This is a genomic window from Kribbella sp., assembly GCF_035687465.1.
GTDB lineage: Bacteria > Actinomycetota > Actinomycetes > Propionibacteriales > Kribbellaceae > Kribbella.
Genome location: NZ_DASRXP010000282.1, coordinates 1 through 21,963 on the forward strand (window position 1 = coordinate 1; position 21,963 = coordinate 21,963).

Genomic DNA, 21,963 nt, shown 5'->3' on the forward strand with positions numbered 1-21,963 from the left:
CCCGCTTGCGGTTGAGCGGCGGCAGGGAGTGGCGGAGGTGGGGAAGGGCGGGATCTCGGTGGGTGAGACTCTTGTCCACGTGGGTGGACAAATCACGCGGAGTCCGCAATCGTATGGCTCATGCGATCGATTCTCCTCGTACTTGTGCGGCGCGCCGACTGACGCGACCACCGAGTCGACGCGCCCCCTTCAGCCCACCCGGCGGAGGGGGTTTTTGTTTGCCAGGGCGAGGTTCCGTGATCCGGAAGCTGGTCCTGAGCCCCAGGGCCGAGGACGATCGATCGCAACAAACGGCACAAGAGAATTACCGTGACAAACAAGGGAAGGCACTCATGAGTGAGCAGCTGACCGGGGCACAGGCTCTGATCCGCGCACTGGAACATGCCGGGGTGGACACCGTCTTCGGCATCCCGGGTGGCGCGATCCTCCCGGCGTACGACCCGATGCTCGACTCGACCCAGATCCGCCACATCCTGGTACGTCACGAGCAGGGCGCGGGCCACGCGGCCCAGGGCTACGCCTCCGCGACCGGCAAGACCGGCGTGTGTATGGCGACCTCGGGTCCGGGCGCGACCAACCTGGTGACGCCGATCGCCGACGCGTACATGGACTCGGTGCCGCTGGTGGCGATCACCGGCCAGGTCGCGAGTGCCGCGATCGGTACGGACGCCTTCCAGGAGGCGGACATCCGCGGCATCACGATGCCGATCACCAAGCACAACTTCCTGGTGAACGACCCGAACGACATCGCCAGCACGATCGCCGAGGCGTTCCACATCGCCTCCACCGGTCGCCCCGGCCCGGTGCTAGTGGACGTCACCAAGGACGCGATGCAGGCCAAGGTCGACTTCGTCTGGCCGACGGAACTCTCGCTGCCCGGCTACCGCCCGGTGACCCGCCCGCATCCCAAGCAGGTGCGCGAAGCGGCCCGGCTGATCGCCGCCGCCCAAAAACCCGTCCTGTACGTCGGCGGTGGAGTGATCCGGGCCAAGGCGTCCGCCGAGCTCAAGCAGCTCGCCGAGCTCCTCGGCATCCCGGTCGTCACCACCCTGATGGCTCGCGGCGCCCTGCCCGACACGCACGAACTGCATTTCGGCATGCCCGGCATGCACGGCTCGGTCTCGGCCGTGGGCGCCCTCCAGCGCTCGGACCTGCTCATCTGCCTGGGGGCCCGGTTCGACGACCGGGTGACCGGCAAGCTCGAGTCGTTCGCGCCCGAGGCGAAGGTCATCCACGCCGACATCGACCCGGCCGAGATCGGCAAGAACCGGGTCACCGACGTGCCGATCGTGGGTGACTGCAAGGAGGTCATCACCGACCTGATCGCGGCGCTGCAGACCGAGATCGCCGCCAACGGGCGGACCCCGGACTACTCCGCCTGGCGTGGCCTGCTGGATTCGGTGAAGAAGAAGTACCCGCTCGGGTACGACGAACCGGAGGACGGCAGCCTGTCCCCGCAGTACGTGATCCAGCGGATCGGCCAGATCGCCGGGCCGGACGCGATCTACACCAGTGGCGTCGGCCAGCACCAGATGTGGGCCGCGCACTACCTGCCGTTCGAGAAGCCGCTGCACTGGCTGAACTCCGGCGGTCTCGGCACGATGGGGTACGCCGTGCCCGCCGCGATGGGCGCCAAGGTGGCCCGGCCGGACAAGACGGTCTGGGCGATCGACGGCGACGGGTGCTTCCAGATGACGAACCAGGAGCTGGTCACCTGTGCGCTGGAGGGCATCCCGATCAAGGTCGCGGTGATCAACAACCAGTCGCTCGGCATGGTCCGGCAGTGGCAGACGCTGTTCTACGACAAGCGCTACTCCAACACCGACCTGCACTCGGCGCAGATCCCGGACTTCGCCAAGCTGGCCGAGGCGATGGGCGGCGTCGGGCTGCGCTGCTCGGACAAGGAGTCCGTAGACGCCACCATCGACAAGGCGATGTCGGTCACCGACCAGCCCGTGGTGGTCGACTTCGTCGTGCACCGCGACGCGATGGTCTGGCCGATGGTCGCCGCCGGCACCAGCAACGACGACATCCAGATCGCCCGCGACATGGCGCCGAACTGGGACTCGGAGGACTGAACTCATGACCAAGCACACTCTTTCGATCCTGGTGGAGAACAAGCACGGCGTGCTGGCCCGGGTCGCGGCGCTGATCTCGCGCCGCGGGTTCAACATCGACTCGCTCGCGGTCGGGCCGACCGAACACCCCGAGGTTTCCCGAATGACCATCGCGGTCAGCGTGGACGAGCAGCCTTTGGAGCAGATCACCAAGCAGCTGAACAAGCTGGTGAACGTGATCAAGATCGTCGAACTCGAGCCGGCCGCGACCGTGCAGCGTGAATTGCTGCTGGTGAAGGTCAAGGCGGACACCCTGACCCGTGGACAGGTGCTGGAAACCGTCCAGCTGTTCCGTGCGAAGGTGGTGGACGTGGCTCCGGACGCGATCACCATCGAGGCGACCGGTAATCCCGACAAGCTCGAAGCCATGCTCCGGGTGCTGGAACCCTTCGGCGTCCGCGAGCTGGTCCAGTCCGGCATGGTCGCGATCGGCCGGGGCAGCCGCTCCATCTCCGACCGCACCCTGCGCCCGGTCCCGGTCCCGCCGCCGCACGTGGCGTCGGGCTCCCCGACCCTGCAGGCCCGTCCCGCGAACGCACCGGCCACCCCGGCCGGCGTACACCCGAACCACCCGGTGCCGGCGCCGCCGCCGGGTCACCGCCCCGCCGCTCCCGCCCGCCAGGGCTGAGCGGTCTACCACCAGGCGAACCACCTGCCCGGCGGCAGGATCGAACCAACCCCGGCCGGCAGCACGTAGTACCGGCACGACCTACAGAGAATCCAAGGAGACGAGCTCCCAGTGGCAGCAGAAATGTTCTATGACGACAACGCCGACCTGTCGGTGATCCAGGGCCGCAACGTGGCCGTGCTCGGCTTCGGCAGCCAGGGCCACGCCCACGCGCTGTCCCTGCGCGACTCCGGTGTCGACGTCCGGGTGGGCCTGCCGGAAGGCTCGAAGAGCCGCGCCAAGGCCGAGGCCCAGGGCCTGCGGGTGCTGACCCCGTACGAGGCGTGCGAGGAGGCCGACGTCATCGTCGTGCTGGCGCCGGACCCGGCCCAGCGTGGTCTCTACAAGGAGGCCATCGAGCCGAACCTGGTGGACGGCGACGCGCTCGTCTTCGGGCACGGCTTCAACATCCGGTTCGGCTACATCAAGCCGCCGGCCGGCGTGGACGTGTTCATGGTCGCGCCGAAGGGCCCGGGACACCTGGTCCGCCGTGAGTTCAGCGAGGGTCGTGGCGTGCCGGTGCTCGTCGCGGTCGAGCAGGACGCCTCCGGCAAGGCGTGGGACCTCGCCCTGTCATACGCGAAGGGCATCGGCGGACTGCGCGCCGGCGGCATCAAGACCACCTTCACCGAGGAGACCGAGACCGACCTGTTCGGTGAGCAGGCGGTGCTCTGTGGTGGGGTCTCGGCGCTGATCACGGCCGGGTACGAGACGCTGACCGAGGCCGGGTACCAGCCCGAGGTCGCGTACTTCGAGTGCCTGCACGAGCTGAAGCTGATCGTCGACCTGATCTACGAAGGCGGGATCGCCAAGCAGCGCTGGTCGGTCTCCGACACGGCCGAGTACGGCGACTACGTGTCCGGCCCGCGGATCATCGACGCGTCGGTGAAGGCGCGGATGAAGGACGTCCTCGGTGAGATCACCGACGGCACCTTCGCGGCCCGCTTCATCGCGGACCAGGACGCCGGCGCGCCGGAGTTCGCCGAGTTCCGGAAGAAGAGCCAGGAGCACCCGATCGAGGCGGTCGGCAAGGAACTGCGCGGCCTGATGGCATGGGTCAAGTCCCACGACGACGACTACGTAGAAGGCAGCGCCGCCCGCTGACCCCAGCACCACCCACGACGCCCGGCTCCACGCACCACCCGGAGCCGGGCGTCGGCCCGTCCCCCTCCCACCGGGGGAGCGGCAACCCCGTCCCGCCTTCCCGGATCGCCCGGGCGCGGCGTTCCGTAGTACCGGGGGTTGGGCTGTTCTCTGACAGAATCGGGGGACTCGGACTGGGGAGGCAGTGGAATGGCGGACGACGGCAGGCGCGAACTGCCGAGGCCTCCTCGCCGCATCCCGAGCTGGGCCTCCGCCGAAGACACGCAGGGACCGCGAACCACGATCCAGCCCCGGACCAACGCCTCGACCGGACCAACCGCGGGCGCGAACGGTCCGACCGCACCGAACGGACCGCGGGGTTCGAACAAACCGGCTGGTTCGCCGATGCCGCCGCGGCTGCGGTTCCGGTTCCTGATCCCGCTGGTCGTGTTCGTGCTGGTGGTCGGTGCCGGCGCCGGCTGGCTGGTGCGGGAGCAGAGTCTGAGCCTCGACACCGGCGAAGTCCTGCAGACCAGCGGCCGGACCGTCGTACGGGTCCTCGCGACGACCTGCGGCGGGACCGGCCAGGCGTCCGGCGTACTGCTGGGCAACGGCATCGTCCTCACCGCCGCCTCGGCGATCCGGAAGCCTGTCTCGGTGGGTTTGGTCACCTCCGACGGACGAGTACGCCGGGCCAACGTGCTCGGGGTCAATCCCGACGGCATCGCCGTCCTGCGGATGATCGGCCGGCTGGACAACAACCCCACTGCCTCCCTCGCCCCCAAGCTTCCCGACCAGCGCGCGGACCGCGCGCTGGTCGGATACGACCTAGACGGAGACCAGTTCGTCCAGCAGGCCGGAACGACCCAGAACCCGCGCCGGCTCGCCGACATCGTCGGCGCCGGATCGCTCGGCGCGCCGATGTTCGACTCGAGGGGCCAGCTGATCGGCCTGGTGACGGGCGACACCGTTGCCTCGAGCAAGGTCGTCCCGCTGGACGCCCTCCGCCCGTACGTCGGGACGGGTGCGTCGATCCCCCCGGAGCCGGTGGGCACCTGCCAGGCGCGTGGTCCGCAGGCGCCGGTCGAACCCGAGCTGGCCGTGGCCAACACGCCGCTCGCGGGGGAGGCCCAGCAGGTGCTCGGGGCGTACCTCGACGCGCTGAACAAGCACGACTTCATCGCGATGGGGGAGACCTACTCGGACCGGCTGGCGAAGACGAGCGGCCCCAAGGTGGATGCGCAGAAGCACGGCACCTCGTATGCCTTCGATGCGGTGATCACCGAGGTGTCGGCAGCCGGCGGCGACAACAACGCGACGGCGCGGATGACGTTCACGGTGCTTTTCTCGCCGAAGAACGTCGGGGCGGTGGGACAGTACTGCGGCCGGTTCGACATCCGTTACAGCCTGATCCGCGAGGAACAGCGACTGCGGATCGACAACGCGGTCAGCATGTCGCGTGACGCGAGCTGCGAGACGGACGGCTGAGCCTGTTCGGCGGCTGGTAGCATCATGGCCAGCGGGCACAGCGCGGTGCTCTGATTTTTCGAGCCCCCTACCGCTTCTGCAGGAGATGTCCTCCATGACTGTCGCAACCCGGCCTGTCGTCCTGATCGCCGAAGAACTGTCCCCGGCCACGGTCGAAGCGCTCGGCCCCGATTTCGAGATCCGGCACACCAACGGCGCCGACCGCGCCGAGCTGATCCCGGCGATCGCCGACGTCGACGCCATCCTGATCCGCAGCGCCACCAAGGTGGACGCCGAGGCGCTCGCCGCCGCGAAGAAGCTCAAGGTCGTCGCCCGCGCCGGCGTCGGTCTCGACAACGTCGACGTGAAGGCCGCCACCCAGGCCGGCGTGATGGTCGTCAACGCACCGACCTCCAACATCGTCAGCGCCGCCGAGCTGGCCGTCGCGCTGCTGCTCGCCGCCGCCCGCCGGGTCCCGGCCGCCGACCAGTCGCTGAAGAACGGCGAGTGGAAGCGGTCGAAGTACTCCGGTGTCGAGCTCTTCGAGAAGACCGTCGGCATCGTCGGCCTCGGCAAGATCGGCGTCCTGGTCGCCCAGCGGCTGGCCGCCTTCGGCATGAACGTGATCGCGTACGACCCGTACGTTCAGGCCGGTCGCGCCGCCCAGATGGGCGTCCGGCTCGCTTCTTTGGATGAGCTTCTCGCGGCTTCGGACTTCATCTCCGTGCACCTGCCGAAGACGCCGGAGACGATCGGCCTGATCGGCGACGAGCAGCTGCACAAGGTCAAGCCCGAGGTCATCATCGTGAATGCGGCCCGCGGCGGCATCATCGACGAGCAGGCCCTGTACTCCGCTTTGAAGGAAGGCCGGGTGGCCGCTGCCGGGCTGGACGTGTTCGCCAAGGAGCCGTGCACGGACTCCCCGCTGTTCGAGCTCGAGAACGTCGTCGCCACTCCGCACCTGGGTGCGTCGACCGACGAGGCGCAGGAGAAGGCCGGGATCGCCGTCGCGAAGTCGGTGCGGCTCGCGCTGTCCGGTGAGCTGGTTCCGGACGCGGTGAACGTCCAGGGCGGCGTGATCGCCGAGGACGTCCGGCCCGGGATCGCGCTGACCGAGAAGCTCGGCCGGATCTTCACCGCCCTCGCGGGTGGCGTTGCCCAGCAGCTCGACGTGGAGGTCCGCGGCGAGATCACGCAGTACGACGTCAAGGTGCTGGAACTGGCCGCGCTGAAGGGCGTGTTCGCGGATGTTGTCGAGGACAACGTCTCGTACGTGAACGCACCGCTGCTGGCGGCAGAGCGTGGGCTCGAGGTCCGGCTCGTCACCGACCACGAGAGCCCGGAGCACCGGAACCTGATCACCCTGCGCGGGACGCTGGCCGACGGCGGTCAGGTATCTGTGTCGGGGACGCTGGTCGGCGTGAAGCAGTCCGAGCGGCTGGTCGAGATCGACGGGTTCGACCTCGAGGTCGAGCTGGCAGCCCACCTGGCCTTCCTGAGCTACGAGGACCGGCCGGGCATCGTGGGTCAGGTCGGCCGGATCCTGGGCGAGTCCGACATCAACATCGCCGGCATGCAGGTGAGCCGCGACCGCAAGGGCGGCAAGGCGCTGGTTGCCCTGAGCGTCGACTCCAGCATCGCCCCGACCGTCCTCGACGACATCGCCACCGCCGTCCAGGCCGACACCGCCCGCACCGTCGACCTCGAGGTCTGAGCCGACGTTGTAACACCCGCGGGGGCGCGCTGACCCGCGGGTGAAGTCACACTAGAAGACAAGACCGGCCTGCCGCCCGCAGGCGCATGGCGGCCGGCCAGGGCCCAGGTTCCTCCCGCCGGGAGAACCTGGGCCCACCTTTTTCAGCGCTTGGTGGCTAGTAGTACTGCGGCGTCGGCGGCGACCATGACCTCGACGGTGGTGAAGCGTTTGTCTTGGAGCCATTCCTGGCGGACGGTGTCTACCCGGCCCTCGTACATCGGGGGCCAGACCATCGATGGCGTGAAGTCGTCGAGTACTACGAAGCCGCCGGGCTCTACTGCTTCGGCGATCACGTCGCGCGCGGAGAGTTTTGCTTCGCGAGCGTCGACGAAGAGCAGCGAGAACGGACCGCGCTCGATCAGGGCTGACCAGTCCGCCGACAGCACCTCGATCCGGCCGTCTTCGGCGAAGAGTTCGGCTACCACCTTCGCCAGTTGCGGATCGCTCTCGGCCGTGACGATCTTCGTGTCGTCGGTGGCGCCGTGCCGCAGCCAGGCCGAGCCGACGCCGCAGCCGGTGCCGACCTCGCCGAGGGTTCCGGTCCGGGACGCGGCGAGAGTCGCGAGCAGTCGACCGGTCTCGTTGCGGGTGGCGCTGACGAATCCGCGCCGACCGGACAGGCTGAGGGCCGCTGAAACCAGCGGCGGTAGTTCTGGAGGAGCGCTCACCGGTTGAGAGTTGCACAGCATCGGGCCAGCGTTGTCACTGGTATCTCATATCCCGGGACGACCTGCCCGCATTGTGGCGAACTAGTCGCACACCAGAGTATCTTCGAGCCCATCATGCAGTTCGCGGTACGCCTTATTCGTTGCCGCGCCGGGGTTCGCTAAGGCCGACCCCCCGGCGCGGGTTCCGGCGTACCTCCCGCCCGGTAGCGCCACCGTCGGCCGTTGATAGCGATACCAACGGGAGAGCAGCATGTACGACATGTATCCGGCCAACTGGAAGGTCGTCGACGGACGCGAGCGCAAGGCAGCCCGCCGTCGTCGGCCCGCCCCACGCCAGGCCGAGACCCAGCCAGTCCAAGAAGCCATGAACCGCCGCGACAACGGGGGAGAACCCAAGAAGTGAGCACTGACAAGAACTTCACGCTGGCTGTCGTCGGTGGCGACGGGATCGGGCCCGAGGTGATCGCCGAGGCCCTCAAGGTGCTCGACGCGGTCAGCGCGAACCACGGCGTGACCTTCGACCGGACCGAGTACGACCTGGGCGCGAAGCGCTGGCACGCCACTGGTGAGACGCTGCCGGACGCTGAGCTCGAGGAGATCCGCAAGCACGACGCGATCCTGCTCGGCGCGGTCGGCGATCCGACGGTGCCGTCCGGCGTCCTCGAGCGCGGCCTGCTGCTGAAGCTCCGCTTCGCCCTCGACCACTACGTGAACCTGCGCCCCTCGAAGATCTACCCGAGCGTCGGCTCCCCGCTGGCGAACCCGGGCGAGGTCGACTTCGTCGTCGTCCGCGAGGGCACCGAGGGCCCGTACGTCGGCAACGGCGGCGCCCTCCGCGTCGGCACCCCGGCGGAGATCGCCACCGAGGTGAGCGTCAACACCGCGTACGGCGTCGAGCGGGTCGTCCGCGACGCGTTCGCCCGGGCGCAGGCGCGGCCCCGCAAGAGGCTGACCCTGGTGCACAAGAACAACGTGCTCGTGTACGCCGGCCACCTCTGGAAGCGCACCGTCGACGCGGTCGCGAAGGAGTTCCCGGAGATCGCGGTGGACTACCTGCACGTGGACGCGGCGACGATCTTCCTCGTCACCGACCCGGCCCGGTTCGACGTGATCGTCACCGACAACCTGTTCGGCGACATCATCACCGACCTCGCCGCCGCGATCAGCGGTGGGATCGGCCTGGCCGCGAGCGGCAACATCAACCCGGACCGGACCGCGCCGAGCATGTTCGAGCCTGTGCACGGCTCGGCCCCGGACATCGCCGGTCAGCAGAAGGCCGACCCGACCGCCGCGATCCTGTCCACCGCGCTGCTCTGCGACCACCTCGGCCTGACCGAGGCAGCCGCGGCGATCGAGGCTGCCGTGACGGCCGACATCGAGGAGCGCACCGGCGCTGCCCGGACCACGGCCGAGATCGGTGACGCGATCACCAAGCGCGCGGCCGGGTGACGGGATGTCGGCGTACTCCGCCTGCCAGGCCGGCGCCGCCGGGCGCCGGTGCGGCGGCTTCGGGTCCCTGCGGCATGCTCGCCTGACCACTTCGGCACGAGGTACGGTGCGGCTATGAGCGCCGATCTGCAGTTCACCGTTGAGCCCAATACCCATCCGGCCAGCGACGACCAGCGCGCCCAGATCCTGGCGAACCCAGGATTCGGGCAGTACTTCTCCGACCACATGGCCATCGCCACGTGGACCCGTGAGAACGGCTGGCACGACGCAAGGATCACCGCCTTCGGTCCGCTGGAGCTGTCTCCCGCGACCTCGGTGTTCCACTACGCCCAGACCGTCTTCGAGGGGATGAAGGCGTACCGGCACCCCGACGGCTCGATCCACATGTTCCGCCCGGAGGCGAATGCGGCCCGGTTCGCCCGGTCCGCCCGGCGGCTCGCGCTGCCGGAACTGCCCGAAGAGGCGTTTCTGGACTCGCTGCACCAGCTGGTCGAGATCGACAAGGCCTGGGTCCCCAGCGGAGGCGAGACCTCCCTGTACCTGCGGCCCTTCATGTTCGGCTCCGACCCGTTCCTCGGCGTCCGCCCGTCGGCCCAGGTGACGTACTGCGCGATCGCGTCCCCGGCCGGCTCGTACTTCGCGAACGGCGTCAAGCCGGTCCGGATCTGGTTGAGCGAGGAGTACACCCGGGCAGCTCCCGGCGGCACCGGCGCGGCCAAGACGGGTGGCAACTACGCCTCGTCGCTGCTCGCCCAGGCCGAGGCCACCGAGCAAGGGTGCGACCAGGTCGCCTTCCTCGACGCGGTCGAGAAGAAGTGGGTCGAAGAGCTCGGCGGGATGAACCTGTACTTCGTGTTCGACGACGACTCGGTGGTCACCCCCGAGTTGTCCGGCACGATTCTCGAGGGCATCACCCGGGACTCGATCCTGAAGCTGGTCACCGACCTCGGGCACCACGTGACCGAGCGGAAGATCTCCATCGACGAATGGCGGGACGGGGCGGCCTCGGGCCGGATCCGCGAGATCTTCGCCTGCGGTACGGCGGCGGTGATCACCCCGGTCGCCTCGCTGAAGTGGAACGGCGGCGAGGTCCAGGTCGCCGACGGCAACGGCGGGCCCGTCACCGCGGCGGTCCGCACCGCCCTGCTCGACGTCCAGTACGGCCGCGCCGCCGACACCCACAACTGGATGACCAAGATCCTCTGAACCCGTTGCACCTCTAACCCGTTGCGTCCGAAGAACTGGAGGGACGTCCCTCCAGTTCTTCGGACGCTAGGGGAGGGGGCAGAAGGGTCAGGAATGGGTGGCGGTGATCTTGTAGAGGATCGCTTCGCCGTAGTTGGTGGCGCTGCAGGGGCTCGAGTTCGAGCAGTTCGCCTGGGTGTAGGCACCGGCCTTGAAGTAGCCGCCGGAGAAGCTCTTCGAGAGCGAGCCGACCTGGGTGCCGTTGTAATAGGCCTTGACCTGACCTCCGCTGACCACGAACTTGGCCTGGAAGCGCTGGCCCAGCTTGTAAGCGCTGGTGATCAGCTTGTAGTGCGTGGTGTCGCCATTGGTCAGGTACAGCTTGCTGCCCTCCAGCCGGAACGCGGTCACGTCGTCTTCGGAGTCGTGGAGCTGAGCGGCGACCACGTGCGGCTTGTCGGCCGGCAGGTGGGTGATCGCGGTATCGACGGTCAGGGTGTGCGTCCCGGACGTGGATGACCAGCTCGCGTTGTTCTTCCCGCCGCCGGTCATCTCGCGCAACTCGGAGCGCGGGTAACTGGAGGAACCGGTGGTGACCCCGTTGACCGGTGCACGGAAGCGGACCCCGTTGCCCTGGACTACGAAGTACGGGCTCTTGGAGTAGCCGGTCAGAGCCGGCTGCTTGACCTCGGACGGATCCTCGCTGGAACCGGTCGGCAGGGTGAGCTTCCAGTTCGTCAGATTCAGGATGCCGGAGGGCGCCGATCCGGCGGGCTTCTGGGGCGTTGACGGAGTGACCTTCGGCGGCTCGACCTTGCCGGGTGGCGCAGGTGTGGTGGCGCCGGTCGCGGACATGATGGCCGCCAGCAGAGTGGCGAGCAGGTCGTACGCAGTCATTCGGGAAACCTCCGCTGAGGGACGATTCCACCGAGTATTTGCCGTCGGCAATCCCCCTGACGACGGATGACCGGACCCTGCCATCCACGGTAAGGTCTGGCCCATTCGCCACCGAGCCGAAGGCAGGGTATGAGCAGCAGTTTCCCGGACGATGTCGAGACCTACTACGCGGAGCTCGCGCGCAGGCGGGACTGGCCGGCCGACACTGTGCGCGCGATCCGCTCGACGGTGGAGCTGATCCGCGACCTCGACCGGGGGACCGCGCCGCGCACGTTCGGGGCCCGGGCGGACGAGGCCGGCACCGACTGGCTGTTCGAGGCGGTCTGGCACGAGCGGGAGTGGGTGGTGGTCCGCCAGCTCGGCGCCGCCGAGGACGGCACGATCACCCGGTACTGGTGGCAGCACCTGGAGGACGACGAGAGCATGCTGACCGACCAGGCGCTGGACCGGGACGAGTGGGGTCTGCGGCCGCTCAGCCGGGACGACTTCTACACCGCCTGGGACGACCCAGCCTGGTCCCTGACCGCCTGACCCCTTCCTCTCGCATCCTTCGGTCCCACTTCGCCCTTTTCGGGAGACGGAGTCTGTGTCACCGAGGTCTCCGAAAAGGGCGAAGTGGGACCGAAGGATGCGAGGAGGTGGACTCTGGTGGGCGCGGGAGTACTGGTCGGCGTACCGGATGTTCGAGTTGCGAGACATTTCGCCAACTCCTGGACAGGGTGTGGCAGACTGCGAATTGTTATGAAGAACTACCGGGTCATCATTAGCTAGGCGCGCTCAGCAAGCACCACCTGAGCGCGCAGACCTCTCGCACCCCGCGGGAGGTTTTTTGTTTGCCCCCGACCACCATCGGCATCCGCAGCCAGCCCACCGGAAGGCGACACTCGTGAGCACACCCGAGGCCGACACGTTCCACGTCTACGACACCACCCTGCGCGACGGCGCGCAGCAGGAGGGTCTGGCGCTGTCCGTCGCGGACAAGATCGCCATCGCGCAGCACCTGGACGACCTGGGCGTGGGCTTCATCGAGGGCGGCTGGCCGGGGGCGGTGCCGAAGGACACCGAGTTCTTCGCCCGGGCGCGGACCGAACTGCACCTGCGGCACGCGACCTTCGCCGCGTTCGGCGCGACCTGCAAGCCGGGAGCCAAGGCCGCCGACGACGCGCAGGTCGCGGCGCTGCGCGAGTCCGGTGCGGCCGTCGTCACGTTGGTTGCCAAGAGCCACGATGCGCACGTCGAGCGGGCGCTGCGGACGACCCTCGACGAGAACCTGCGGATGGTCACCGACACCGTCCAGCACCTGCGCGAGAACGGTCAGCGGGTCTTCCTCGACACCGAGCACTTCTTCGACGGGTACCGCGCCAACCGTGCTTACGCGCTGGAGGTAGTACGGGTCGCGGCAGAGGCGGGCGCCGACGTGATCGCCTTGTGCGACACGAACGGTGGCACGCTGCCGCGCGAACTGCAGGACATCGTCCGCGACGTCCTGGCGACCACGGGCGCCCGGCTCGGCATCCACGCCCACAACGACGGCGGTTGCGCGGTGGCCAACTCGATCGCCGCGGTCGAGGCCGGCTGCACACACGTCCAGGGCACCATCAACGGGTACGGCGAACGCACCGGCAACGCGGATCTCCTCGCGGTGGTCGCCAACCTCGAACTCAAGCGCGAGATGCAACTGCTTCCGCCCGGCCGGCTGGCCGAGTCTTTCCGGATCGCGCATGCGATCGCCGAAGTGACGAACGTGCCGCCGTCGACCCGGCAGCCGTACGTCGGTGTGTCCGCCTTCGCCCACAAGGCGGGGCTGCACGCCAGTGCCATCAAGGTGGATCCCGATCTCTACCAGCACACGGATCCGTCCCGGGTGGGCAACGACATGCGCATGCTGGTCTCGGAGATGGCCGGCCGGGCGAGCGTCGAACTGAAGGGTCGCGAGCTCGGCTTCGATCTCGGCAGCGACCGCGAACTGGTGAGTCGCGTGACGGACCGGGTGAAGGAGATGGAGTCCCGCGGCTACACCTTCGAGGCAGCGGACGCGTCCTTCGAACTGCTGCTGACCGAGGAGGTCACCGGCAGTCGCGCGAGCTTCTTCGACGTCGAGTCGTGGCGCGTGATCACGGAATCGCGCGCCGACGGCGAGGCGGTGTCGGAGTCCACGGTGAAGCTGTTCGCCGGTGGTGAGCGCGAGATCGTCACCGGCGAGGGCAACGGACCCGTCAACGCACTCGACCACGCGCTGCGGACCGCGATCGAGCGGGCCTATCCGGTGGTGAACAAGTTCGACCTCGTCGACTACAAGGTCCGCATCCTCGACCAGGGACACGGCACGGACGCGGTGATCAGAGTTCTGATCGAGACCGCCGACGGCGAGGGTTCCTGGGTGACGGTCGGGGTCGGTCACAACATCGTCGAGGCGTCCTGGGAGGCCCTCGTCGACGGATTCACCTACGGTCTGCTTCGCCACAAGGAGGTTGTCCGATGACGATGGTCGACACCCGTACTGCGGACGTCGCGCCGGCGTACGCAGTACCGGATCGTGTTGTCACCACGTTCACCGCGCAGGTGGTCGAGACGCGCGGGCTGCTCGCGCGGATCGCCGTCCAGCTGAACCCGTACGACGTCCGCGAACTGAAGCTCTGCCTCGAGTCGTGCACCCTCCGGATCGTCGTCGAGGGAGCGGGCTTCGACGCCGGCCGCGTCGCCGCCCGCCTCGACAAAATCATCGGCGTCCTCGACGTCACCTACGCACGGGCCGGTACGCCGGCCAGGTAGACACCCGCGACGGTCAGGTCGTCGGACATCACCACGAGATCGGCGGTCTTGCCTACGGCAACCGTCCCGCGGTCCTGCCAGTCGTAGTGGCGGGCCGCGTTGCCGGCGACCAGCGCGGTGGCCTGAGGAAGGCTCAGGTCCAGGACACGGACGACGGTCGCGAGTGCGTCGGACAGGAAATGCACGGATCCGGCCAGCGTCTCGGTGCCTCGAAGTCTGGCGACGCCGTCACGGACCTCGACGTGCCGATCGGCGAAGGAGTAGTCACCGTCGCCCAGGCCGGTCGCCGCCATCGCGTCGGTGACCAGCATCGTCCGTTCGAGGCCGGCGGTTCGGCTGGCGATGACCAGGGCCTCCGGGGACAGATGGATGCCGTCGGCAATCAGTTCGCAGCCGACCCGGTCGTCGAGCAGAGCCGCGCCGACCGGCCCCGGCCGACGATGGGTCATCGCCGGCATCGCGTTGAACAGATGGGTCGCGGTCCGTGCGCCGGCGTCGAAGGCCTGCCTGGTCCGGGTTCCGTCGTCGTCGGTGTGGCCGACGGCGAAGGTGATCAGCTGATGGTGCCGTTCGATGAGCTCGATCGCGCCGGGCAGTTCAGGGGCGATCGTCATCGAGATCGCGAGCCCGCCCGCCGCCTCCATCAGCCGCGCGAAGACCTGCTCGTCGGGGATCAGCAGGGCTGACTCCGTCTGCGCGCCTCGCCGCTGCGGTGACAGGAACGGCCCTTCGAAATGAATCCCGCGGATGTTCGGTGCGCTGCTGACTGCCTCGGCGATCGCTGCCGCGGCGGCGAGCATCCGGTCCAGCTGCATCGTCGCGACTGAAGCGATCAGCGTGGTGGTGCCTTGTCGCAGATGGGTGAGTGCCGCTCGGACCACGTCGTCGACCTGACCCGAGTAGAGGGCCGCGCCACCGCCGCCGTGGCAGTGGGTGTCGACGAAGCCAGGCAGCAGCCACTGCCCGGCGACATCGATCACCACCCCACCCGGCTCAGGCTGACCGCGGCCGAAGCCGGCGATGACGCCGTCCTCGATCCGCAGCCAGCCGTCGGCCGGCGCCGGGTCCGGAGTACAGATCCGGACGTTGACCAGAGTGAGCTGGGTCAACGAGTCGTTCCCAGCAGTCGCCGGGTCGCGACCTCAGAGCAGACTCTCGCGCTGCCGAAGGTCTGGATCCAGCCGGCGAAGCCCGAGTAGTCGGTGCCTGGCACCCCCATGTCGACCACGATCATGTCGGGGTGCTGGCCTTGCAATTCGGTGATCAGCTTCTCCTGCCAGTCGAAGCGGTGAGCGCCGCGGACCATCAGTACTACCTGGCTGTCAGCGCCGTACTCCGAGCGGAACTCGCCGGCCCCGGCCCGAGCCATCCCCGGTCCGTTGTAGGTCTGCCCGGACAAGCCGATGCTCTCCACCACCTTGCCGGCCTCGCGCAGGAGCAGCTCGACACCCCAGCCCGCCGAACCGGCCGCCGGTGAGTGCGTCGGCTCGAGTCGGATGATCAGCACGTGCTCGCTGCGCAGCCGGACGTCACCATGGCTGACCGCGACCTGCTCGGCGAGCCGCTCGCCGAGCGAGTTGTCTCGCAGCGCGATGTCCGCCTTGGAGCGGGTGCCCAACCGGGCCAGTCGATCGTTGGCGCTCTGCAGCCGCTCCAACGGCAGCCGACCGCTCTCGACCGCTTCGACCAGGGCCGTGGCCGCCAGGTCGACGTCTTCGAGGAAAGCCCAGGAGCCGAGGCAGAGCGCGTCGGCGCCGGCCTCGATCGCCCGTACTGCGGCCTCCGGCAGCGGCGCCACGTCGGCGATGCCGTACATCTCGAGGGCGTCGGTGATCACCACACCGTCGTACCCCAGTTCGCCGCGGAGGATGTCGGTGAGCAGGGTCCGGCTGATGGTGGCTGGTACGTCGTCGAGCTGTGGCACCAGGTCGTGGGACACCATGATGCTGTCCACTCCGGCGTCGATCGCAGCCCGGAACGGGTCGAGATAGCTGTCCAGCAGTTCGGCCCGGGAGACGTCGACGAGCGGTGTCGCCAGGTGGGCGTCGGTGCCGCTCAAACCGTGTCCCGGGTAGTGCTTGGCGCAGGCACTGACCCCCGCCGCTTGCAGGCCTTCGACCCAGGCAGCGGTGTGGCGGCTGACCAGCTCGCGATCCGATCCGAAGCACCGGATCCCGTTCGGACTCAGCGGGTTGACGGCCGTGTCGACGGCCGGCGCCAGATCCCAGTCGATCCCTGCCTCGATCAGGGACAGGCCGATCTGGAAGGCGGCCTGACGGGTCAGCTCCGGATCGTCGAGTTCGCCGAGCGCCCGGTTGCCGGGCATCGAGAACCCGCCCAGGTTCTCCAGCCGGTTGACGTCACCGCCTTCCTCGTCGATCGACAGCAGCACGTGGTCACGGAGCTCGTGCAGGTCGGCGGCGAGCCGCCGGAACTGATCGCCGTCGACGATGTCCCTGCCGAAGATGACGAAGCCGCCGAGGCCGGCCTCGATCCGCGGACCGACCCAGTTCGGCACGTGCGGCCGGCCGAGCGCCGGGAACAGCACACCGTGGGCCAGCCGGTTGAGTTCTGCGTTCACAAGATCCTCCTGAGGGGATTCATCCTTTGACGGCGCCGCTGGTCATGCCGCCGACCAGCCGACGCTGGACCAGCAGGAAGACGATCAGCACCGGAAGCGAGAAGATCGCCGACGCCGCGATGGTGGCGCCGTTGTCGATGCCGTCGGACGTCTGGAAGGACACCAGCCAGACCGGCAGCGTGTAGTTGCTCTGCGACTTGAGGAACACGTAGGCGAACAGGTAGTCGTCCCAGGCACTGATGAAGGCGAAGATCGAGGTCGCCACGATGCCCGGCGCCAGCAGCGGGAGCTGGATGTGCCAGAAGGCCCGGAGCCGGCCGCAGCCGTCGACCATCGCGGCCTCCTCCAGCTCCAACGGGATGCCGACCACGAAGCCGCGCAGGGTCCAGATGGTGAAGGGCAGCACGAAGGTCATGTACGTGATGACCAGCCCGGGCACGAAGTCGATCGCGCCGACCGATCGCAGCATCAGGTAGAGGGGGATGACCATCGCCGACCCCGGCACCATCTGGATCAGTACCAGCCCGACCAGGAACGCCCGGCGGCCGATGAAGCGGAAGCGGGCCAGCGCGATCGAGGCGCCCAGGGCGATGACCAGCGAGATCAGGACCGTGGACACCGACACCAGCAGTGAGTTGCGGACGTAGTGCAGGAACGAGCCGTGCGTGAGCGCAGTACTGAAGTTCTCCAGGCTCAACGGCCACGGGATGAACTCCGGCGTCGCCGACAGGATCTTGCCGGGCTCCTTCAGCGCCGTCGCGAACATCCAGTAGACCGGGAAGATCACTACCATCGACACGAGGACCGCGACCACGTTCGGCACGGTCCGCTTCCGGCCGGGCGCGCCAGCCGCCCTCATGCTTCGACCTCACCTTGGGCGAACAGCCGGCGGACGTACAGCACGGCCAGGGCCGCCAGCAGCACAACGGTCAGGATCGCGATCGCCGCGCCACCGCCGTAGTCGTTGCGGGTGAACGCCTCGAGGTAGGAGTAGACACCCAGCGTCGTGGTGCCGCCGTCCGGGCCGCCCTGGGTCAGCACCCAGAACGGTGTGAACGAGTTGACCGACCAGATGACTTCCAGCAACACCAGCAAAGCCAGTACCGGCCCGAGGATCGGCAGCGTGATGTGGCGCGCCATCGACCATCGCCCGGCGCCGTCGAGGCCGGCGGCCTCGTACAGATCGTCGGGGATCTGGCCCATCGCGGCATAGAGCGTCAAGGCAACGAACGGCAATCCCTTCCAGACGATCAGCGCGATGATCAGGAACAAGGCCTGCCGTGGCGAGGAGAACCAGTCGTGCGCGGAGAAGTCGCCGAAGATCCCCAACTGGCTGATGACCCAGTTCAGTACGCCGTACTGCGGCTCGAACAGCCAACGCCAGATCATCGCCGCCGAGACCATCGGCATCGCCCAGACCAGAACCAGGCAGACCGACAGCATCACCCGAGCCCAGCCGGACACCTGCCGCAGCAGGGAAGCCAGCAGGAACCCGATGATCATCAGGCTCCCGACACAGCCCACGCTGACGACCAGAGTGCGCAGCAGGGTGAACCAGAAATCGCTGTCACCGAGCACCCGGGTGAAGTTGTCGATACCGACGAAGGGCGCCTCGCCGGTGAACAGCGACCGCGGCCCGAAGTCCTGCACCGACAGCCAGGCCAGCCGGACCAGCGGGTAGCCGAGGACGGCCACGAAGGCGATGACCGAAGGCACGATCAGGCCGTACGGCGTGAGCCGCGCGATCCGGTGCGCTCTCACCTCCTGCCCGGTGCGGGGCGGAGTGGGCGGAGGCGTCGCGGTCCGAGGTTCCGGTGCTTGGGTGAGCGAGGTCATCAGCGGTGACCGTCAGCGCGGGCCGGACTGGGCGTTGAAGGCCTCAGTCGCATGCTTGTCGTACTCCTGTGCGGCGTCAGCGATGTCGCTGCCCTTGGCGATCTTCGAGAAGAACTGCTCGTTGTAGCTCTCGGTCTCCAAGGTTGCCTCGCCCGGGGTGGACGGCAGTGATCGGCTGACCGTGGCGGCCTGGGCGCCGAGCTTCAGGATCTCCGGCATTCCCTGGGTGGGCAGGAAGTCCGTGACCACCGGGAGCTGGTGGATGGTCTTGGACATCGTCTGCTGGAAGGTCTTGCCGGTGATGATCTTGAGCCAGTCGACGGCCATCTCCTTGTTCGGGCTGTTCTGGGCGACGCCGATGGTGGAGCCGGCCACGATCACCGGCAGCGGCGAACCCGACTGGTAGCCCGGCATGATGAAGTAGCCCGCGTCCTTGGCGACCTGGGGGTTGATCTCCGCCACCGCGCCGGCCTCCCAGGCCTTGACATAGATCATCGCCGCCTTCTGGTCGGCGAAGATCTGGTCCTGGTCGGGGCTGTCGGTGTTCGCGCCGATCGACGACTTCGTCGAGCAGGCGTTCTGGAACTTCTTCCACTCCGCCAGGCCGGCCTGGTTCTCGGCGCTGCTCATGGTCGCTGTCCACTTGCCGTCGCTCTCGGTGGCGATCGTGCCGCCCTTGCCGAACAGGAACGGCATTCCCGCGAACCAGTACTGGCCGGGCATGTAGAGCGGGGAGAAGTTCGGGATCGAGGTGTGTGCCCGCTGCAGCGTCGCGCAGTCGGCGAGCAGTTCGTCGACGGTCGCGGGCGGCTTGTCGATGCCCGCCGCCGCGAACATCTTCTTGTTGTACATGACCACCTTGGTCCCGCCGTACAACGGAGCCGCGTAAAGCTTGTCCTGGAACGTCGACGGTCCGGCCAGGCCGGCGAGCCACTTGTCGGAGGACTCGAAGTCCGCTTTGTCGGCAGTCAGTTCGGCCAGCGCGCCGGAAGCGGTGAGCATCGGAGTCTGCGTGTTGCCCATCTCGACGATGTCGGGCGGGTCGTCCGAGGCGAGTGCCGTGGTCAGCTTGGTGACGATGTTGTCCCACTGCTGCACCTCGACCTTGACCTTGACGTCCGGGTGCTTCTTCGCAAACTCCTTCGTCACGTCGTCGATGATCTTGTTGTCACCCGGGCCACCGGTCATCATCCAGACCGTCAGGTCGTTCGTCGGTGCCGAACCGCTCGATCCGGCACCACCGCAGGCCGCCAGGCTGAGGAGAGCGGCCGAGACCGTTCCGATGACACCCACCGTCTTCCAACGCTTCATGCCAGTTCCTCTTTCGCTGATTGATCGACAGCGCAGCCGTCCAGCAGGGCCACGACACCGAGGTCGGAGGTCGTGATCGAGGCGACCTGGTGACGCGCCACCCCGATCGCGGTGTAGTAGCCGCTCAGGGCGGCGGCCATCGCCCCCAGCAGGCCGCCGGAATCGCCGAGCACCGATCGCCGCAGGTCGCTGTGGACACCGACGGTCTGGTAGGTCTCGGCGCTCACCGTCTCCAGCACGGAGTCGCTGAACGCACCGGAGAATCCGCCGGTGAAGACCACCGTGCTCGGTTCGTACGCCAGTGCCACGATCGACACCAGATGGAGCAGGGCCTCGTGGATCTCGTCGACGAGGTCGCCGAAGCGGTCCGGTTCGGCGAACACCTCGTCGGCCGAGCCGAGCCGGTGGCCGGCGGCGCGGGCGAGGGTGAGCAACCCCGCACCGGACAGCAGATCCCGCAGCCGTTCCTTGCGGCCCGGCAGCCGCAGCCGGCCGAACTCGCCGAGCAGGCCCTCGGGCCCGGCGAGCACCTGCCGGTTGAAGGCGACCGCCGAGCCGAGACCGGTGCCCAGGCTGAGCAGGACGACGGTCTCGTCCCTGGGCAGCGCGCCGTAGTGCAGTTCACCCAGTAGGGCCAGGTTGGAGTCGTTGTCGATCATGGTCGGTACGCCGAGCCCGGCGCCGACGGTCTCGACGAAGGTGGTCCCGAGGATCTGCGGGAGGTTGAACGCGCCGACCACCCGGTCCTTGGTCGAGGCGACCACACCGGGCAGACCGATGGCCACCGACGTCAGCGGTACGCCGTCGCCGTACCGCTCGACCAGCCCGAGGACTCGAGTAGCGATCCAGGAGGCCAGTTCCCCGGCCTCCAACGACCTCGGCGTCTCGTCCCGGCACTTCACGATCGCCGAACCGATCCCGTCGGCGATCACCATCCGGCAGTAGGTGCCACCGAGGTCGATCCCGCAGACCAGCCCCGCCCGGGGGTTGAATCCGAGCGCGACGGCCTGCCGGCCCGGACCCTCCCGGACGATCTTGCGCTGCTCCAGGACCAGCCCGTCGGAGAGCAGGTCGTCCACGATCCGGGCCACGGTGGCCCAGCTCAGTCCGGTCTGCTCGACCAGTTGGCGACGGTCGATCTCGGCACCCGACAGCAGCGCGGCGATGATCGCCCCGCGATTGGCCGTCCGCGTCCCGGCACTGCCTCGAACCAGCTTCGTCATTTATTCTCACCATGAATAGAATTACTTGAGGTGAGACAGTAACGGCGGTTGGCAAGCGTTGTCCAGGGATCGCGGTTACGTCCGCATGAAGAATCCGGTGATGTCCGCGGCCAGCAGTTCGGGGACTTCCAGGGCCGCGAAGTGGCCGCCATGGGCGAATTCGGTCCACTGGACGACGTCGAAAAGATGCTCGACATGAGCCCGGACGGCCAGGGTGATGTCGTGCGGCAGGACGGCGACGGCGATCGGGACCGTGCAGACCGGGGGAGCGATTCCGGCGGTCTCCTTGGTCAGCCGGGCCGACGAACCCGCCGTACCGGTGAGCCAGTAGAGCGAGACGTTGGTGAGCAGGTCGTCGATGTCGATCACCGACTCCGGGTCCGTCCACTCGGTGTACTTCTCCGCGATCCAGGCCAGTTGCCCCACCGGTGAATCGGTCAGCGCGTACGAGATCGTCTGCGGCCGGCTCGCCTGCAACGCCTGGTACGCCGGCCGGTTGGCGATCAGTTCCTTGATCCGGTTCAGCCGGCGGGTGTCCTCCTCGTCGAGGTCGAAGGTGACGCCCGCCGGCGGCGGACCCGGGAGGTAGGTGAGGTGCGCGCCGACCACCTGCTCCGGCGCGGCCATGGCCAGGGCGCGGGAGATCCCCGATCCGAAGTCGCCGCCGTGGGCGCCGTACCGGTCGTAGCCGAGCCGCTCCATCAGTACTGCCCAAGCGCGCCCGACTCGGTGGACGTCCCATCCTCGCTCTGTCGTCGGTCCGGAGAAGCCGAAGCCCGGGATGGAGGGGATCACCAGGTGGAAGTTCTCCGAGAGCGGCTGGATCACCTGCAGGAACTCGAGGAACGATCCCGGCCAGCCGTGCGTGAGGATCAGCGGCAGGGCGTCCTCCCGGGGCGACCGGACGTGGACGAAGTGGATGTTCTGCCCGTCGATCTCGGTCGTGTAGTG

Annotated in this window: 20 protein-coding genes; 11 read left to right on the top strand and 9 right to left on the bottom strand. The window is 68.2% G+C overall.

The genetic code is table 11. From position 1 onward, the window contains the following. Positions 1-332 precede the first annotated feature (332 nt). The 5 genes from VFG33_RS13980 (at position 333) to serA (ending at position 7,048) form a co-directional block, all read left to right on the top strand. Entirely contained in the window at positions 333-2,078 is a 1,746-nt protein-coding gene (locus VFG33_RS13980) for an acetolactate synthase large subunit (RefSeq protein WP_414672953.1), read from the top strand. Between the two features lie 4 nt (positions 2,079-2,082). Then, entirely contained in the window at positions 2,083-2,745 is a 663-nt protein-coding gene (gene ilvN, locus VFG33_RS13985; protein ID WP_524538131.1) for an acetolactate synthase small subunit, read from the top strand. Between the two features lie 123 nt (positions 2,746-2,868). After that, positions 2,869-3,888, top strand: coding sequence for a ketol-acid reductoisomerase (gene ilvC, locus VFG33_RS13990; RefSeq protein ID WP_325026385.1), 1,020 nt, complete (start codon positions 2,869-2,871; stop codon positions 3,886-3,888). Positions 3,889-4,077: 189 nt separating this feature from the next. Continuing rightward, positions 4,078-5,355: a S1 family peptidase gene (locus tag VFG33_RS13995; RefSeq protein WP_325026350.1), complete on the top strand. Its 1,278-nt coding sequence runs from the start codon at positions 4,078-4,080 to the stop codon at positions 5,353-5,355. A 94-nt stretch (positions 5,356-5,449) separates the two neighbouring features. Further along, a complete protein-coding gene (gene serA / locus VFG33_RS14000) occupies positions 5,450-7,048 on the top strand; it encodes a phosphoglycerate dehydrogenase (RefSeq protein ID WP_325026352.1) in 1,599 nt (532 codons plus the stop codon). A 143-nt stretch (positions 7,049-7,191) separates the two neighbouring features. Here serA and VFG33_RS14005 read toward each other — a convergent pair whose 3' ends face one another. Next, a complete protein-coding gene (locus VFG33_RS14005) occupies positions 7,192-7,758 on the bottom strand; it encodes an O-methyltransferase (protein ID WP_325026354.1) in 567 nt (188 codons plus the stop codon). Positions 7,759-8,008: 250 nt separating this feature from the next. Here VFG33_RS14005 and VFG33_RS14010 point away from each other — a divergent pair, with 250 nt between their 5' ends. The 3 genes from VFG33_RS14010 (at position 8,009) to VFG33_RS14020 (ending at position 10,413) form a co-directional block, all read left to right on the top strand. Further along, complete coding sequence (locus VFG33_RS14010; protein WP_020392829.1) at positions 8,009-8,161, top strand: hypothetical protein; 153 nt, start codon at positions 8,009-8,011, stop codon at positions 8,159-8,161. After that, positions 8,158-9,207, top strand: a complete 1,050-nt coding sequence (locus VFG33_RS14015) for a 3-isopropylmalate dehydrogenase (protein WP_325026357.1) — start codon at positions 8,158-8,160, stop codon at positions 9,205-9,207. Before VFG33_RS14010 ends, VFG33_RS14015 begins: the two co-directional genes overlap by 4 nt. 114 nt (positions 9,208-9,321) lie before the next feature. Then, positions 9,322-10,413, top strand: coding sequence for a branched-chain amino acid aminotransferase (locus VFG33_RS14020; protein ID WP_325026359.1), 1,092 nt, complete (start codon positions 9,322-9,324; stop codon positions 10,411-10,413). Positions 10,414-10,500: 87 nt separating this feature from the next. Here the strand turns inward: VFG33_RS14020 and VFG33_RS14025 are convergent, their stop codons facing one another. Beyond that, positions 10,501-11,289, bottom strand: coding sequence for a polysaccharide lyase family 7 protein (locus tag VFG33_RS14025; protein WP_325026361.1), 789 nt, complete (start codon positions 11,287-11,289; stop codon positions 10,501-10,503). A 129-nt stretch (positions 11,290-11,418) separates the two neighbouring features. On the opposite strand from VFG33_RS14025, the gene VFG33_RS14030 reads away from it, so the two are divergent. The 3 genes from VFG33_RS14030 (at position 11,419) to VFG33_RS14040 (ending at position 14,061) form a co-directional block, all read left to right on the top strand. Next, a complete protein-coding gene (locus tag VFG33_RS14030; RefSeq protein WP_325026363.1) occupies positions 11,419-11,820 on the top strand; it encodes a hypothetical protein in 402 nt (133 codons plus the stop codon). A 355-nt stretch (positions 11,821-12,175) separates the two neighbouring features. Next, the gene (gene cimA, locus VFG33_RS14035) at positions 12,176-13,771 is read left to right on the top strand and encodes a citramalate synthase (RefSeq protein WP_325026365.1); all 1,596 of its coding nucleotides are present in this window, start codon (positions 12,176-12,178) and stop codon (positions 13,769-13,771) included. Continuing rightward, complete coding sequence (locus VFG33_RS14040) at positions 13,768-14,061, top strand: hypothetical protein (protein WP_325026367.1); 294 nt, start codon at positions 13,768-13,770, stop codon at positions 14,059-14,061. Before cimA ends, VFG33_RS14040 begins: the two co-directional genes overlap by 4 nt. Here the strand turns inward: VFG33_RS14040 and nagA are convergent. The 7 genes from nagA to VFG33_RS14075 all read right to left on the bottom strand — a co-directional run. Then, the gene (nagA, locus tag VFG33_RS14045; protein WP_325026369.1) at positions 14,031-15,170 is read right to left on the bottom strand and encodes an N-acetylglucosamine-6-phosphate deacetylase; all 1,140 of its coding nucleotides are present in this window, start codon (positions 15,168-15,170) and stop codon (positions 14,031-14,033) included. The genes VFG33_RS14040 and nagA overlap by 31 nt on opposite strands. After that, positions 15,167-16,642 (bottom strand): glycoside hydrolase family 3 protein, encoded by a 1,476-nt coding sequence (locus VFG33_RS14050; protein WP_325026372.1) that lies wholly within the window; start codon positions 16,640-16,642, stop codon positions 15,167-15,169. The genes nagA and VFG33_RS14050 overlap by 4 nt, the downstream gene beginning before the upstream one ends. A gap of 19 nt (positions 16,643-16,661) precedes the next feature. Beyond that, the gene (locus tag VFG33_RS14055; protein WP_325026375.1) at positions 16,662-17,501 is read right to left on the bottom strand and encodes a carbohydrate ABC transporter permease; all 840 of its coding nucleotides are present in this window, start codon (positions 17,499-17,501) and stop codon (positions 16,662-16,664) included. Next, complete coding sequence (locus tag VFG33_RS14060) at positions 17,498-18,403, bottom strand: carbohydrate ABC transporter permease (RefSeq protein ID WP_325026377.1); 906 nt, start codon at positions 18,401-18,403, stop codon at positions 17,498-17,500. Before VFG33_RS14060 ends, VFG33_RS14055 begins: the two co-directional genes overlap by 4 nt. An 87-nt stretch (positions 18,404-18,490) precedes the next feature. Continuing rightward, positions 18,491-19,789, bottom strand: a complete 1,299-nt coding sequence (locus VFG33_RS14065; protein ID WP_325026379.1) for an extracellular solute-binding protein — start codon at positions 19,787-19,789, stop codon at positions 18,491-18,493. Next, complete coding sequence (locus VFG33_RS14070) at positions 19,786-21,012, bottom strand: ROK family transcriptional regulator (protein ID WP_325026381.1); 1,227 nt, start codon at positions 21,010-21,012, stop codon at positions 19,786-19,788. The genes VFG33_RS14065 and VFG33_RS14070 overlap by 4 nt, the downstream gene beginning before the upstream one ends. 75 nt (positions 21,013-21,087) lie before the next feature. After that, the coding region (locus VFG33_RS14075; protein WP_325026383.1) for an epoxide hydrolase family protein at positions 21,088-21,963 on the bottom strand (876 nt) is incomplete at its 5' end.

Coding starts and splice junctions, on each gene's coding strand:
- VFG33_RS13980 (WP_414672953.1), top strand. CDS start 333: ATGAGTGAGCAGCTGACCGGGGCACAGGCTCTGATCCGCGCACTGGAA.
- ilvN (WP_524538131.1), top strand. CDS start 2,083: ATGACCAAGCACACTCTTTCGATCCTGGTGGAGAACAAGCACGGCGTG.
- ilvC (WP_325026385.1), top strand. CDS start 2,869: ATGTTCTATGACGACAACGCCGACCTGTCGGTGATCCAGGGCCGCAAC.
- VFG33_RS13995 (WP_325026350.1), top strand. CDS start 4,078: ATGGCGGACGACGGCAGGCGCGAACTGCCGAGGCCTCCTCGCCGCATC.
- serA (WP_325026352.1), top strand. CDS start 5,450: ATGACTGTCGCAACCCGGCCTGTCGTCCTGATCGCCGAAGAACTGTCC.
- VFG33_RS14010 (WP_020392829.1), top strand. CDS start 8,009: ATGTACGACATGTATCCGGCCAACTGGAAGGTCGTCGACGGACGCGAG.
- VFG33_RS14020 (WP_325026359.1), top strand. CDS start 9,322: ATGAGCGCCGATCTGCAGTTCACCGTTGAGCCCAATACCCATCCGGCC.
- VFG33_RS14025 (WP_325026361.1), bottom strand. CDS start 11,289: ATGACTGCGTACGACCTGCTCGCCACTCTGCTGGCGGCCATCATGTCC.
- VFG33_RS14030 (WP_325026363.1), top strand. CDS start 11,419: ATGAGCAGCAGTTTCCCGGACGATGTCGAGACCTACTACGCGGAGCTC.
- VFG33_RS14040 (WP_325026367.1), top strand. CDS start 13,768: ATGACGATGGTCGACACCCGTACTGCGGACGTCGCGCCGGCGTACGCA.
- VFG33_RS14055 (WP_325026375.1), bottom strand. CDS start 17,501: ATGAGGGCGGCTGGCGCGCCCGGCCGGAAGCGGACCGTGCCGAACGTG.
- VFG33_RS14065 (WP_325026379.1), bottom strand. CDS start 19,789: ATGAAGCGTTGGAAGACGGTGGGTGTCATCGGAACGGTCTCGGCCGCT.
- VFG33_RS14070 (WP_325026381.1), bottom strand. CDS start 21,012: ATGACGAAGCTGGTTCGAGGCAGTGCCGGGACGCGGACGGCCAATCGC.